Genomic DNA, 13,779 nt, shown 5'->3' on the forward strand with positions numbered 1-13,779 from the left:
CAGGCATGGACTTGTCCATGCCCTTCCAGAACGCCGTGGTGGCAGCGGACTGGATCGTGATGCCACGCTCCTGCTCCTGCTCCATCCAGTCCATGGTCGCGGCGCCGTCGTGCACTTCACCGATCTTGTGGCTCTTGCCGGTGTAGAACAGGATTCGCTCGGACGTGGTGGTCTTGCCGGCATCGATGTGGGCCATGATGCCGAAGTTGCGGTAACGCTCGATGGGGGTATTACGTGCCACGATTGAGGTCCTTCTCTATTACCAGCGGTAGTGCGAGAAGGCCTTGTTGGCCTCCGCCATGCGGTGCGTTTCTTCGCGCTTCTTGACGGCGCCACCGCGATTCTCCGACGCCTCGAGCAGCTCGGCGGCCAGCTTGCGCGGCATGGTGTTCTCGCCGCGCTTGCGCGCCGACTCGATCACCCAGCGCATGGCCAGCGCCATGCGGCGCGAAGAGCGGACTTCGACCGGCACCTGGTAGGTCGCGCCGCCGACGCGGCGGGACTTGACCTCGACGGCCGGGGCGACGTTGCCCAGCGCCTTCTCGACCAGGCCGAGGGCATCGCTGTTCTTCTCGCCGATGACGTCCATGGCGCCGTAGACAATCTTCTCGGCGATCGACTTCTTGCCGGACTTCATGACCATGTTGATGAAGCGCGCGACGACTTCGCTTCCGTGCTTCGGATCCGGGAGGATCGAACGGGTACCGGGAGAACCTTTACGGGACATGATGCTTGCCTAAATAGTTTGATCGGGAATCAAGCGCTGCGGACGGAACCGCGCGCTCAGGACTTCGGGCGCTTGGCGCCGTACTTCGAACGGCTCTGGCGACGCTTCGCCACGCCGGCGGCGTCGAGCGAGCCGCGCACGGTGTGGTAGCGGACGCCCGGCAGGTCCTTGACTCGGCCGCCGCGGATGAGCACGACCGAGTGCTCCTGCAGGTTGTGGCCTTCGCCGCCGATGTAGGAAATGACTTCGAAGCCGTTGGTCAGTCGAACCTTGGCCACCTTGCGAAGGGCCGAGTTCGGCTTCTTCGGGGTCGTGGTGTACACGCGAGTGCACACGCCACGACGCTGCGGGCAGTTGGCCAGCGCCGGGGAGGCGCTCTTGTAGGTATTGGGCTGACGCGGCTTGCGCACCAGCTGATTGATCGTCGCCATGCGTTGGGGATCCTGAATGAAAAACAAGGCAGGCCGGAAACCGGCCCACCGAGAAGCGGGAGTTTACTTCGCGTTAAACGGATCTGTCAACGAGCGACAGGTCGCGTCATCTGGGTTTCCATCGTCCTTGAACCGGACACGAGGGGACGTCCTGTCCCCTCTTTCCGGATGTGGGCAAGCTATCGGCGAGCTTGCCAGCGCACTAGGTCAGCCTTCGGAGCCGGCTTCTTCGGTAGTCTCATTGGCCGTCGAGACGGCCCGCAAGGTCTCCAGTTCGGAATCGGACAGTTCGGGAACCGCGGCCTGGCGCCGCTTGTTGTGGTAAGCCAGGCCCGTACCCGCCGGGATAAGGCGGCCGACGATAACGTTTTCCTTCAGGCCCCGCAAGCTGTCGCGGGTGCCGCGCACGGCCGCCTCGGTCAGCACGCGGGTGGTTTCCTGGAAGGAAGCCGCCGAGATGAACGACTCGGTCGCCAGCGACGCCTTGGTGATGCCCAGCAGCACGGGGTCGAACTTGGCCGGCATCTCGTTCTTGGACAGCGCCTTGGCATTGTCCTCGATGACGCGGATGCGCTCGGCCTGCTCGCCCGCCATGAAGCGGGTGTCGCCGGCGTCGGTGATCTCGACCTTGCGCAGCATCTGGCGAATGATCGTCTCGATGTGCTTGTCGTTGATCTTCACGCCCTGCAGGCGGTAGACGTCCTGGATTTCCTTGACCAGGTAGGCCGCCAGCGGCTCGACGCCCAGCAGGCGCAGGATGTCCTGCGGGTTCGGCTCGCCGTCCACCACGGTCTCGCCCTTGGCGATGTGCTCGCCTTCGTAAACGATGACCTGGCGGTACTTCGGGATGAGCTCCTCGTGCTCGTTGCCGTCAGCGTCCTTGATGATCAGGCGCTGCTTGCCCTTGGTGTCCTTGCCGAAGCTGATGATGCCGGAGACTTCGGCCAGCACGGCCGGGTCCTTCGGCTTGCGGGCCTCGAACAGGTCGGCCACGCGCGGCAGGCCGCCCGTGATGTCGCGGGTCTTGGACGCTTCCTGCGGCACCTTGGTCACCACGTCACCCACGCCGACGGCCGCGCCGTCCTGCAGGTTGACGACCGAGCGCGGCGGCAGCAGGTACTGCGCCGGCAGGTCGGTGCCCGGGATGGACAGGTCGTTGCCCTTGGCATCGACGATGCGGACGATGGGACGCAGGTCCTTGCCGGCCGAACCACGACGCTTCGGATCGGTGATTTCGCGCGAAGCCAGGCCGGTGAGCTCGTCGGTCTTCTCGATGACGGTGACGCCGTCGACGAAGTCGATGAAGCGCACGAAGCCCGCCACTTCCGACACGATCGGGTGGTTATGCGGATCCCAGTTGGCCACTACCTGGCCAGCCTTGACCGGGTCGCCGTCCTTGACGTTGATCACGGCGCCGTACGGCAGCTTGTAGCGTTCGCGCTCGCGACCGTGGTTGTCCAGCACCGACAGCTCGCCGGAACGCGAGACCGCCACCAGGTGGCCGTTCGCGTGCTGCACGTGCTTGAGGTTGTTGAACTTGATGGTGCCGGTGGTCTTGACCGTGATGTTGTCCACGGCGGCCGCACGCGAAGCCGCGCCGCCGATGTGGAAGGTACGCATGGTCAGCTGGGTGCCCGGCTCGCCGATGGACTGCGCGGCGACCACGCCGACCGCCTCGCCGAGGTTGACGATGTGGCCACGGGCCAGGTCGCGGCCGTAGCAGTGGGCGCAGATGCCGAACGCGCTGTCGCAGGTGATCGCCGAGCGGACCTTGATGGACTGGACGCCGGCGGCTTCGAGCTTGTCCACCCAACCCTCGTCCAGCAGGGTGTTGCGGGTGACGATGGGATCTTCGTCGTTGCCCGGCAGGTAGACGTCCTCGGCCACGATGCGGCCCAGCACGCGGTCGCGCAGCGGCTCGACCACGTCGCCGCCTTCAACGATCGGGGTCATGGTCAGGCCGTTGGCGGTGCCGCAATCCGGCTCGGTCACCACGACGTCCTGGGCCACGTCGACCAGGCGACGGGTCAGGTAACCGGAGTTCGCGGTCTTCAGCGCGGTATCCGCGAGGCCCTTTCGGGCGCCGTGGGTCGAGATGAAGTACTGGAGGACGTTCAGGCCCTCACGGAAGTTCGCGGTGATCGGCGTCTCGATGATCGAGCCGTCCGGACGGGCCATCAGGCCGCGCATGCCCGCCAGCTGGCGGATCTGCGCCTGCGAACCACGGGCGCCGGAGTCGGCCATGATGTAGACCGAGTTCATCGACTTCTGGTCGATCGTCTCGCCCTTGGCGTTCTGCACCTTCTCGGTGCCGATTGCCTCCATCATCGCCTTGGCCACGCGCTCGTTGGTACGCGACCAGATGTCCACGACCTTGTTGTAGCGCTCGCCGGCGGTGACCAGGCCGCTCTGGTACTGCTCCTGGATCTCCAGCACCTCGGACTCTGCCTCGGCCAGGATGCCCTTCTTCTCGTCCGGGATGATCATGTCGTCGATGCCGATCGACACGCCCGCGCGGGTGGCGTACGAGAAGCCGGTGTACATCAGCTTGTCGGCGAAGATCACCGTGTGCTTCAGGCCCAGCATGCGGTAGCACGAGTTGATCAGGCGGCTGATTGCCTTCTTGGTCAGCTCGGTGTTGGCCAGCGCGAACGGCAGGCCGTCCGGCAGGATCTCGGCCAGCAGGGCGCGGCCAACGGTGGTGTCGATGATGCCGCTCTTCTCGGCCTTGTCGCCGTTCTCGTCCATCTCGACGCGCTTCAGGCGCACCTTGACCTTGGCATGCAGCTCGACGACGCGGTTGTCGTACGCGCGCTTTACCTCGGCGACGTTCGCGAACACCATGCCCTCGCCCTTCTTGTTCTCGAGGGCGCGGGTCATGTAGTACAGGCCCAGCACGACGTCCTGGGTGGGCACGATGATCGGCTCGCCGTTGGCCGGCGACAGGATGTTGTTCGAGGACATCATCAGCGCGCGCGCTTCCAGCTGGGCCTCGAGGCTCAGCGGGACGTGCACGGCCATCTGGTCGCCGTCGAAGTCGGCATTGAACGCGGTGCAGACCAGCGGGTGCAGCTGGATGGCCTTGCCCTCGATCAGCACCGGCTCGAACGCCTGGATGCCCAGGCGGTGCAGGGTCGGCGCGCGGTTGAGCAGCACCGGGTGCTCGCGGATCACCTCTTCCAGGATGTCCCAGACCTCGGCGGACTCGCGCTCGACAAGCTTCTTGGCGGCCTTGATCGTCGTGGCCAGGCCGCGGCGCTGCAGCTTCGCGAAGATGAAGGGCTTGAACAGCTCGAGCGCCATCTTCTTCGGCAGGCCGCACTCGTGCAGGCGCAGGGTCGGGCCGACCACGATGACCGAACGGCCGGAGTAGTCGACGCGCTTGCCGAGCAGGTTCTGGCGGAAGCGACCCTGCTTGCCCTTGATCATGTCGGCGAGCGACTTGAGCGGGCGCTTGTTGGTGCCGGTGATGGCGCGGCCGCGGCGGCCGTTGTCCATCAGGGCGTCAACCGATTCCTGCAGCATGCGCTTCTCGTTGCGCACGATGATGTCGGGCGCGTTGAGCTCGAGCAGGCGCTTGAGGCGGTTGTTGCGGTTGATGACGCGGCGGTACAGGTCGTTGAGGTCGGAGGTCGCGAAGCGGCCGCCGTCCAGCGGAACCAGCGGGCGCAGGTCGGGCGGGAGCACCGGCAGGACGGTCATGACCATCCACTCCGGGCGGTTGCCCGACTCCAGGAACGCTTCCATCAGCTTGATGCGCTTGGTGAGGCGCTTGAGCTTGGTCTCGGAGTTCGTCGAGGCGATCTCCTCCTTCAGGCGCAGCAGCTCGGCGTTCAGGTCGATGGTGCGCAGCAGCTGGTAGACCGCCTCGGCGCCCATCAAGGCGTCGAAGTCGTCGCCGTGCTCCTGGCGCGCGGTCAGGAACTGCTCCTCGTTGAGCAGCTGGCCGCGCTCGAGCGTGGTCAGGCCCGGCTCGATGACCACGTAGGCCTCGAAGTACAGGATGCGCTCGATGTCGCGCAGGGTCATGTCCAGCATCAGGCCGATGCGCGAGGGCAGCGACTTGAGGAACCAGATGTGCGCGGTCGGGCTGGCCAGCTCGATGTGGCCCATGCGCTCGCGGCGGACCTTGGCCAGGGTGACCTCGGTGCCGCACTTCTCGCAGACCACGCCGCGGTGCTTCATGCGCTTGTACTTGCCGCACAGGCACTCGTAGTCCTTGATCGGGCCGAAGATGGCCGCGCAGAACAGGCCGTCACGCTCCGGCTTGAAGGTGCGGTAGTTGATGGTCTCCGGCTTCTTGACCTCGCCGAAGGACCAGCTGCGGATCAGGTCCGGCGAAGCCAGGCCGATCTTGATGCCGTCGAAATCCAGCGACTGACGCTGCTGGTTGAACAGATTAAGTAGGTCTTTCATTTGATTCTCCTGTTCTCAGCGCCCGATCACTGCTCTTCCAGCTCGATGTTGATCGCCAACGAGCGGATTTCCTTGACCAGCACGTTGAACGACTCCGGCATGCCGGCGGTCATTTCGTGTTCGCCATCGACGATGTTCTTGTACATCTGGTTGCGGCCCTGCACGTCGTCGGACTTCACCGTCAGCATTTCCTGCAGGGTGTAGGCCGCGCCGTAGGCTTCCAGCGCCCAGACTTCCATCTCGCCGAAGCGCTGGCCGCCGAACTGCGCCTTGCCGCCCAGCGGCTGCTGGGTGACGAGCGAGTACGGGCCGGTCGAACGCGCGTGCATCTTGTCGTCGACCAGGTGGTTCAGCTTCAGCATGTGCATGTAGCCGACGGTGACCGGGCGGTCGAACGCCTCGCCGGTGCGGCCGTCGTGCAGGATCGTCTGGCCGCTCTCCGGGAGCTCGGCCAGCTTCAGCATGGCCTTGATCTCGGCCTCGCTGGCGCCGTCGAACACCGGGGTGGCCATCGGCACGCCGTCGACCAGGTTGCGGGCCATGCCCAGCAGCTCGGCGTCGCTGAACTGCGACAGGTCGACCCGCTCGGCCGCCAGCTTCTTGTCGTGGTTGTAGATCTGGTCGAGGAACTTGCGCAGTTCCGCCACCTTCTCCTGAGCCTCGAGCATGCGCTGGATCTTCTGGCCCAGGCCCTTGGCGGCCCAGCCCAGGTGGACTTCGAGCACCTGGCCTATGTTCATTCGGCTCGGCACGCCCAGCGGGTTGAGCACGATGTCGACGGTCTGGCCGTCGGCCATGTACGGCATGTCCTGCACCGGGACGATGGTGGACACGACACCCTTGTTACCGTGGCGGCCGGCCATCTTGTCGCCCGGCTGGATGCGGCGCTTCACGGCCAGGAACACCTTGACCATCTTCAGGACGCCCGGGGCGAGGTCGTCGCCCTGGGTGATCTTGCCGCGCTTGTCCTGGAACCGCTTCTCGAATTCCTTCTCGTGGGCTTCGATCTGCTTCTGGGCGCGCTCGACCATCTCGGCCGCGTCCTCGTCCTTCATGCGGATCGAGAACCAGTCGTCCTTCTTCAGGCCGTCGAGGTACTCGGCGGTGATCTCGGTGCCCTTCTTCAGGCCGTTCGGGCCGCCATTGGCGACCTTGCCGATCAGCTGGCCGCGCAGGCGGGCGTAGATGGCGCCCTCGAGGATGCGGAACTGGTCGTCGAAGTCCTTCTTGACGCGCTTGATCTCGGATTCCTCGATCTGGCGCGCACGCTTGTCCTTCTCGATGCCGTCGCGGGTGAAGACCTGCACGTCGATGACGGTGCCGTCCATGCCCGGGGGAACGCGCAGCGAGCTGTCCTTAACGTCGGAAGCCTTCTCGCCGAAGATGGCGCGCAGCAGCTTCTCTTCCGGGGTCAGCTGGCTCTCGCCCTTCGGCGTGACCTTGCCGACCATGATGTCGCCGGCGCGGACTTCGGCGCCGATGTACACCACGCCCGACTCGTCCAGGCGGCCCAGGGCCTGCTCGGAAACGTTCGGGATGTCGGCGGTGATCTCCTCGGGACCAAGCTTGGTGTCGCGCGCGACGCAGGTCAGCTCTTCGATGTGGATCGTGGTGTAGCGATCCTGCTCGACCACGCGCTCGGAGAGCAGGATCGAGTCCTCGAAGTTGTAGCCGTTCCACGGCATGAACGCGACCAGCATGTTCTGGCCCAGGGCCAGCTCGCCGATGTCGGTGGACGGGCCGTCGGCCAGCACGTCGCCGCGGGCGACCCGGTCACCCACGTTCACCAGCGGACGCTGGTTGATGCAGGTGTTCTGGTTCGAGCGGGTGTACTTGACCAGCGTGTAGATGTCCACGCCGGCGTCGTTGCCGTGGATCTCGGCCTCGTTCACGCGCACCACGATGCGGCCCGCGTCGACCTGGTCGATCACGCCGCCGCGCCTGGCGTTGACGGTCACGCCCGAGTCGCGCGCCACGGCGCGCTCGATGCCGGTGCCGACCAGGGGCTTCTGCGACCGCAGGGTCGGGACGGCCTGGCGCTGCATGTTCGCACCCATCAGGGCGCGGTTGGCGTCGTCGTGTTCGATGAACGGGACCAGTGCGGCCGCGACGGACACCGACTGCATCGGCGACACGTCCATGTACTGGATCTCGCTCGGCGGCTTGAGCAGGGTTTCGGCCTGGAAGCGGCAGGGCACGAACGGAGCCTGGAAGCTGCCGTCCTTGTTCAGTTCGGCATTGGCCTGGGCGATCGCGAACTCATGCTCTTCGATGGCCGACAGGAACTCGACCTGGTCGGTGACCTTGCCGTCCACGACCTTGCGGTACGGGGTCTCGAGGAAACCGTACTTGTTCGAGCGGGCGTACACGGCCAGCGAGTTGATCAGGCCGATGTTCGGGCCTTCCGGGGTTTCGATGGTGCAGACGCGGCCGTAGTGGGTCGGGTGCACGTCGCGCACTTCGAAGCCGGCGCGCTCACGGGTCAGGCCGCCCGGGCCCAGGGCCGAGACGCGGCGCTTGTGGGTGACCTCCGACAGCGGGTTGTTCTGGTCCATGAACTGGGACAGCTGCGAGGAGCCGAAGAACTCCTTGATCGCGGCCGCCACCGGCTTGGCGTTGATGAGGTCCTGCGGGGTCAGGCCGTCGGACTCGGCCAGCGACAGGCGCTCCTTCACGGCGCGCTCGACGCGCACCAGGCCGACGCGGAACACGTTCTCGGCCATCTCGCCCACCGAACGCACGCGGCGGTTGCCCAGGTGGTCGATGTCGTCCACCACGCCGCGGCCGTTGCGGATCTCGCAGAGGGTGCGGATGACGTCGAGGATGTCCGAGGTCTCGCCGAGCTCGGCGACCATGGCCTTGGCCTGCTCGTCGTTGCGCTCGCCGAAGTACTTCGAGTCGAACAGCACCGGCGCGCCGGTGACTTCCTTGCGGCCGACGCGGCGGTTGAACTTCATGCGGCCGACGCCGGAGAGGTCGTAGCGCTCGAAGGTGAAGAACAGGTTGTAGAACAGGTTCTGCGCGGCGTCCTTGGTCGGCGGCTCGCCCGGGCGCATCATGCGGTAGATCTCGACCAGGGCCTCGAGCTGGGTCTTGGTCGGGTCGATGCGCAGGGTGTTGGAGATGTACGGGCCGCGGTCGAGGTCGTTCACCCACAGGGTGCCGATGGTGTTGACGCCGGCCTTGCGCAGCTTGGCGATGTTCGCCTCGTTGAGCTCTTCGTTGGCCACGGCCAGCACTTCGCCGGTCTTGGTGTCGACCACGTCGTGGGCCAGGATGCGGCCGAACAGGTATTCGTCGGGCACGGCCAGGGTGTCGACCTTGGCCTGTTCGAGCTGCTTCACGTGGCGCGCGGTGATGCGCTTGCCAGCCTCGACGATCACCTTGCCGCCGACGATCAGGTCGAAGTTCAGGGTCTCGCCGCGCAGGCGCTCGGCGACCAGCTCCAGCTCCACGCCGTCCTGCTTGGCGATGTGGAAGGTGTTGATCTCGAAGAAGAGCTTGAGCATCTCCTCGTTGTTGTAGCCGAGGGCGCGCAGCAGGATCGAGACCGGCAGCTTGCGGCGACGGTCGATGCGGGTGAACACGCAGTCCTTCGGGTCGAACTCGAAGTCGAGCCAGGAGCCGCGGTAGGGAATGATGCGGGCGCTGTAGAGCAGCTTGCCGGAGCTGTGGGTCTTGCCACGGTCGTGGTCGAAGAACACGCCCGGCGAACGGTGCAGCTGCGAGACGATGACGCGCTCGGTGCCGTTGACGATGAAGGTGCCGTTGTCGGTCATCAAGGGCAGCTCGCCCATGTAGACCTCCTGCTCCTTCACGTACTTGATCGCCTTGGTCGACGATTCGCGGTCGTAGATGACCAGGCGAACGGTGACGCGCAGCGGGGCGCCGTAGGTCAGGCCGCGGTTGCGGCACTCGCGCTCGTCGAACGGCGGCTCGCCGAGCTTGTAGCTGACGTACTCCAGGGCGGCGTTGCCGGAGTAGCTGGTGATCGGGAACACCGACTTCAGGGCGGCGTGCAGGCCGCGGTCTTCGCGCTTGGTCCCGGTGGCGCCTTCCTGCAGGAACTCGCGGTACGAGTCCATCTGGATGGCGAGCAGGTACGGCACGTCAAGGACGGCGCGGCGCTTGCCGAAGTCCTTGCGGATGCGCTTCTTTTCGGTGAAGGAGTACGTCATGGTGAGCTACCGCCTCGGGTATCTGTGGGCCGCGCGTCCGCGGTCCCGGGGGGAACATCAAACTGCCAGTGGGAAGTCGCTGGTATTGCCGGCACCAGCACGCCCTCTCCCGCTACTTCCAACTGGCAACTCTCAGGTGTTTTGCCTTGCTTGCCACGTGCCGTTCCAGGAACGGCCAAAGGCCGGGGGCTTTCGCCCCCAGCCTCAGGTGGTCGCCGATGAAAGCCGGCGACGCAATCCGACGCTTACTTGAGCTCGACCGTGGCGCCGGCCGCCTCGAGATCCTTCTTGAACTTCGCGGCGTCGTCCTTCGAAGCGCCTTCCTTGACGGTCTGCGGGGCGCCTTCGACGAGGTCCTTCGCTTCCTTCAGGCCCAGGCCGGTGATGGCGCGGACGGCCTTGATGACCTCGACCTTCTTCTCGCCGGCCGACTTCAGCACGACGGTGAACTCGGTCTGCTCCTCGACCGGGGCGGCGGCAGCGGCCGGGCCGGCGGCCATCATGACCGGGGCGGCGGCGGACACGCCGAACTTCTCTTCGATGGCCTTGACCAGCTCCATCACTTCCATCAGGGTCTTGCCAGCGATGGCGTCGACGATCTGCTCGTTGGAAAGGGACATTGTGATTACCTCTGGATAATTATCTGGATTGGATTACTTCGAGCCGGGAAGGCGTCGAGCTTCAGGCGGTTTCCGCTGCGGCTTCGGCAGGGGCGGCTTCGTCGCCACCACCCTGCTTGTCGGCCACGGCCTTGACGGCGCGGGCGAACATCGTGGCCGGCTCGGCCAGGACGCGGGCCAGCATGGCCAGGGCCTGTTCACGGGTCGGCAGCGAAGCGAGGACCTCGACATGGCTGGCCGGATAAACTTGGCCACCCACGGCGACGACCTTGGCCTTCAGCTTGTCGTTGCCCTTGGCGAACTCCTTGATCAGGCGACCGGCGGCGCCGGGCTCCTCGGTAGAGAACGCGTAAAGCAGCGGACCCACGAGCGCATCCTTGGCGCACTCGTATTCCGTGCCTTCGACGGCGCGCGAAGCCAGGGTGTTCTTGACAACCTTCAAGAACACGCCGTTTTCGCGAGCCTTCTTGCGCATCTCGGTCATCTGGGCGACCGTGGTGCCAGCGTACTCAGCGGCGATCAGGGAGTGCGCCTTGGCGGCGATTTCTGCCAGCTCGGCGACAACTTCTTGCTTTTGGGACAGATTGAGAGCCATTGCACTCCTCCAATTGGACTCCACCCGCGGCTCCAGCCGCTGGTGGTCTTGGGCGGCGCCGTTCCCTCGGCGCCGGGGACGCGGGTTGCGTCCCGGTGGTGGCCTATCCAGATTTCTCCAGGAGGCGGCACCATCTACGCAGGCCCGGCTTCGTCAGAAGTCCGGATTAAGCGATCCCGCTTGTGGCGACGGCGAATCCATGCCTTTCGTGCATCCCTGCCCGACGTCGTCACGCGCAGACCGCACCTGCGGTCTTTGATGGCTACGCCCGGGGCAAGCCCCGGGCGTCGCCTTCAAAATCTTCCGGCCGGGGCGACACTCCCGGCCGTGCAAACGATTACTTCGCCAGCGACAGCGAGGACTGGTCGATGACCACGCCCACGCCCATCGTCGAGCTCAGCGAGACCTTCTGCAGGTACTGGCCCTTGGCGGCGGCCGGCTTGGCCTTCACCAGGTCGCCCAGCAGGGCGTGCAGGTTCGACTTCAGCGCCTCGGCGTCGAAGTTGGCCTTGCCGATGGTGCAGTGGATGATGCCGGCCTTGTCGGTGCGGTAACGCACCTGGCCCGCCTTGGCGTTGCGCACGGCGCCAGCGGCGTCCGGCGACACGGTGCCGACCTTGGGGTTCGGCATCAGGCCGCGCGGGCCGAGCACCTGGCCCAGCTTGCCGACGACGCGCATCGCGTCCGGCGTGGCGATGACGACGTCATAGTTCAGGTCGCCGGCCAGCATCTTGTCGGCCAGGTCGTCCATGCCGACCACGTCGGCGCCAGCGGCCAGGGCCTCGTCGGCCTTGGCGCCGGCCGGGCAGAACACCGCCACGCGCACCGACTTGCCGGTACCGGCGGGCAGCACGGTCGAACCGCGCACCTGCTGGTCGGACTTCTTGGCGTCGACGCCGAGGCGCACGGCCACGTCCACCGACTCCACGAACTTGGTCTTCGAGTTGGCCTGGATGAGCTTCAGGGCTTCGTCGATCGAGTAGGCCTTGCCCGGGGTGACCAGGGACTGCAGGCTCTTGTAACGCTTGGAAATCTTCGCCATGTCTTAGCCCTCCACCACGAGACCCATGCTGCGGGCGCTACCGGCGAGGGTGCGCACCGCGGCGTCCAGCGAAGCCGCCGTCAGATCGGCCTCCTTCGCCTTGGCGATGTCTTCCAGATGCTTGCGGGTCACCTTGCCCACCTTCTCGGTGTTCGGGCGCTTGGAGCCCGAGGTGATGCCGGCAGCCTTCTTGAGCAGCACGGTGGCCGGGGTGCTCTTGGTGATGAAGGTGAAGGTACGGTCCGAGTACGCGGTGATGATCACCGGCGTCGGCAGGCCCGGCTCGAGCTTGGAGGTCGCGGCATTGAACGCCTTGCAGAACTCCATGATGTTCAGGCCGCGCTGGCCCAGGGCGGGACCGACCGGCGGCGAGGGGTTGGCCTGGCCGGCCTTCACCTGCAGCTTGATGTAACCAACTACTTTCTTAGCCATTGTCTTCTCTCCGGGTGCAAGCGCCTGTTGTCAGGCTCCCCATCGTGCCGGGTGGGAAACGTGCCCCGGCTTTCACGCTGTTGCGAAACCTCGCGTCAGGCCTTCTCGACCTGGCCGAACTCCAGCTCCACCGGGGTGGAACGACCGAAGATCAGCACCGCCACGCGCAGGCGGCTCTTTTCGTAATTGACTTCCTCGACCACGCCGTTGAAGTCGTTGAACGGGCCCTCGGTGACGCGCACCATTTCGCCCGGCTCGAACAGGACCTTGGGCTTGGGCTTGTCCACGCCGTCCTGGACGCGGCGAAGGATGATGTCCGCCTCCTTGTCCTGGATCGGCAGCGGGCGCTCGGCGGTGCCGCCGATGAAACCCATGACCTTCGGCGTTTCCTTGATCAGGTGCCAGCTTTCGTCGTCGATGCGCGGGATGCCCGCGTCGTCGGTGGTTTCGATCTGGACCAGCACGTAACCCGGGAAGAACTTGCGCTCGGACTTGCGCTTCTGGCCACCGCGCATCTCGACCACTTCCTCGGTCGGGACCAGCACCTGGCCGAACTTGTCCTGCATCCCGGCGCGCGCGATGCGCGTGTCGAGCGCGCGCTGCACCTGGTGCTCAAAGCCCGAATAGGCGTGGACGACATACCACCGCTTGGCCACGTTCTGAACTCCTTATTGACCCAGCAGGAGCCGGATCAGCCACGAAATCACAAAATCGAAGCCCGACAGGATCAGGCTGACGATGACCACCACGACCAGGATCACGCCGGTGGTCCGGGTGGTTTCCTGGCGGGTCGGCCAGACCACCTTGCGCAGCTCGAACATGGACTCGGAGAAGAACTCCCGAGCCTGGCGGCCCTTCGCCGTGAAGGACATGACGAACGCACCACCCGCGACGCCGGCGATGGCCAGCAGGGCGCGCAGCAGGCCCGGCCACTGGCCGAACCAGTAGAAGCCGACGATGCCGGCAGCCACGACCACGACGGCCAGGACATACTTCGCGACGTCGGCGGCACTCACCGCCTGTTCTGCTTGTTCGACCTTCGTGTTCATTCGGCTCTTGCCCGGCTCGGGGCCGGTTGGTGGCAACCTTCCCCGGGGGGACTGCTGCCTTGCGGATGGCGCGCCAGGTAGGACTCGAACCTACAACCTGCGGTTTTGGAGACCGCTGCTCTGCCAGTTGAGCTACTGACGCATTGGCATTCTCTAAACGGGCGATGGCGGACCGCTTCCGGCCCGCCATTCCCGGGTTGCCCGACCGGCCTGGGCTGGCCGGGCAATGGGCTTACTTGATGATCTTTGCAACCACGCCGGCGCCGACGGTGCGGCCACCCTCGCGGAT

At 65.7% G+C, this 13,779-nt stretch carries 11 protein-coding genes and 1 tRNA gene; all 12 read right to left on the reverse strand.

Going from position 1 to position 13,779, the window contains the following annotated elements:
- A partial coding sequence (locus tag N790_RS13790) for a GTP-binding protein (RefSeq protein ID WP_245593795.1) occupies positions 1-241 on the reverse strand: 241 nt, incomplete at its 3' end.
- A gap of 18 nt (positions 242-259) precedes the next feature.
- Positions 260-727, reverse strand: coding sequence for a 30S ribosomal protein S7 (gene rpsG, locus N790_RS13795; protein WP_043805167.1), 468 nt, complete (start codon positions 725-727; stop codon positions 260-262).
- A 56-nt stretch (positions 728-783) separates the two neighbouring features.
- Positions 784-1,158: a 30S ribosomal protein S12 gene (rpsL, locus tag N790_RS13800; protein WP_034213876.1), complete on the reverse strand. Its 375-nt coding sequence runs from the start codon at positions 1,156-1,158 to the stop codon at positions 784-786.
- Positions 1,159-1,365: 207 nt separating this feature from the next.
- Positions 1,366-5,574, reverse strand: coding sequence for a DNA-directed RNA polymerase subunit beta' (rpoC, locus tag N790_RS13805; protein WP_043805169.1), 4,209 nt, complete (start codon positions 5,572-5,574; stop codon positions 1,366-1,368).
- Between the two features lie 26 nt (positions 5,575-5,600).
- Positions 5,601-9,752 (reverse strand): DNA-directed RNA polymerase subunit beta, encoded by a 4,152-nt coding sequence (rpoB, locus tag N790_RS13810; RefSeq protein ID WP_043805170.1) that lies wholly within the window; start codon positions 9,750-9,752, stop codon positions 5,601-5,603.
- A 245-nt stretch (positions 9,753-9,997) separates the two neighbouring features.
- Positions 9,998-10,372 (reverse strand): 50S ribosomal protein L7/L12, encoded by a 375-nt coding sequence (rplL, locus tag N790_RS13815; RefSeq protein WP_043805171.1) that lies wholly within the window; start codon positions 10,370-10,372, stop codon positions 9,998-10,000.
- A gap of 61 nt (positions 10,373-10,433) precedes the next feature.
- Complete coding sequence (gene rplJ, locus N790_RS13820; protein ID WP_043805172.1) at positions 10,434-10,967, reverse strand: 50S ribosomal protein L10; 534 nt, start codon at positions 10,965-10,967, stop codon at positions 10,434-10,436.
- Positions 10,968-11,304: 337 nt separating this feature from the next.
- Positions 11,305-12,009 carry a 50S ribosomal protein L1 gene (gene rplA, locus N790_RS13825; RefSeq protein WP_043805174.1) on the reverse strand — a complete coding sequence of 235 codons (705 nt, stop codon included), beginning with the start codon at positions 12,007-12,009 and terminating at the stop codon, positions 11,305-11,307.
- A gap of 3 nt (positions 12,010-12,012) precedes the next feature.
- Positions 12,013-12,441, reverse strand: coding sequence for a 50S ribosomal protein L11 (gene rplK, locus N790_RS13830; protein WP_043805175.1), 429 nt, complete (start codon positions 12,439-12,441; stop codon positions 12,013-12,015).
- A 95-nt stretch (positions 12,442-12,536) separates the two neighbouring features.
- A complete protein-coding gene (nusG, locus tag N790_RS13835) occupies positions 12,537-13,097 on the reverse strand; it encodes a transcription termination/antitermination protein NusG (RefSeq protein WP_043805178.1) in 561 nt (186 codons plus the stop codon).
- A 12-nt stretch (positions 13,098-13,109) separates the two neighbouring features.
- Positions 13,110-13,490, reverse strand: a complete 381-nt coding sequence (secE, locus tag N790_RS13840; RefSeq protein ID WP_043805179.1) for a preprotein translocase subunit SecE — start codon at positions 13,488-13,490, stop codon at positions 13,110-13,112.
- A gap of 66 nt (positions 13,491-13,556) precedes the next feature.
- A tRNA-Trp gene (locus tag N790_RS13845) sits at positions 13,557-13,632 on the reverse strand.
- Between the last annotated feature and the right edge of the window lie 147 nt (positions 13,633-13,779).

The organism is Arenimonas malthae CC-JY-1, assembly GCF_000747075.1.
GTDB classification, from domain to species: domain Bacteria; phylum Pseudomonadota; class Gammaproteobacteria; order Xanthomonadales; family Xanthomonadaceae; genus Arenimonas; species Arenimonas malthae.

Excerpts from the sequence above, each read along its gene's own strand:
- rpsG (WP_043805167.1), bottom strand. The coding sequence starts at position 727 with ATGTCCCGTAAAGGTTCTCCCGGTACCCGTTCGATCCTCCCGGATCCG.
- rpsL (WP_034213876.1), bottom strand. The coding sequence starts at position 1,158 with ATGGCGACGATCAATCAGCTGGTGCGCAAGCCGCGTCAGCCCAATACC.
- rpoC (WP_043805169.1), bottom strand. The coding sequence starts at position 5,574 with ATGAAAGACCTACTTAATCTGTTCAACCAGCAGCGTCAGTCGCTGGAT.
- rpoB (WP_043805170.1), bottom strand. The coding sequence starts at position 9,752 with ATGACGTACTCCTTCACCGAAAAGAAGCGCATCCGCAAGGACTTCGGC.
- rplL (WP_043805171.1), bottom strand. The coding sequence starts at position 10,372 with ATGTCCCTTTCCAACGAGCAGATCGTCGACGCCATCGCTGGCAAGACC.
- rplJ (WP_043805172.1), bottom strand. The coding sequence starts at position 10,967 with ATGGCTCTCAATCTGTCCCAAAAGCAAGAAGTTGTCGCCGAGCTGGCA.
- rplA (WP_043805174.1), bottom strand. The coding sequence starts at position 12,009 with ATGGCGAAGATTTCCAAGCGTTACAAGAGCCTGCAGTCCCTGGTCACC.
- rplK (WP_043805175.1), bottom strand. The coding sequence starts at position 12,441 with ATGGCTAAGAAAGTAGTTGGTTACATCAAGCTGCAGGTGAAGGCCGGC.
- secE (WP_043805179.1), bottom strand. The coding sequence starts at position 13,490 with ATGAACACGAAGGTCGAACAAGCAGAACAGGCGGTGAGTGCCGCCGAC.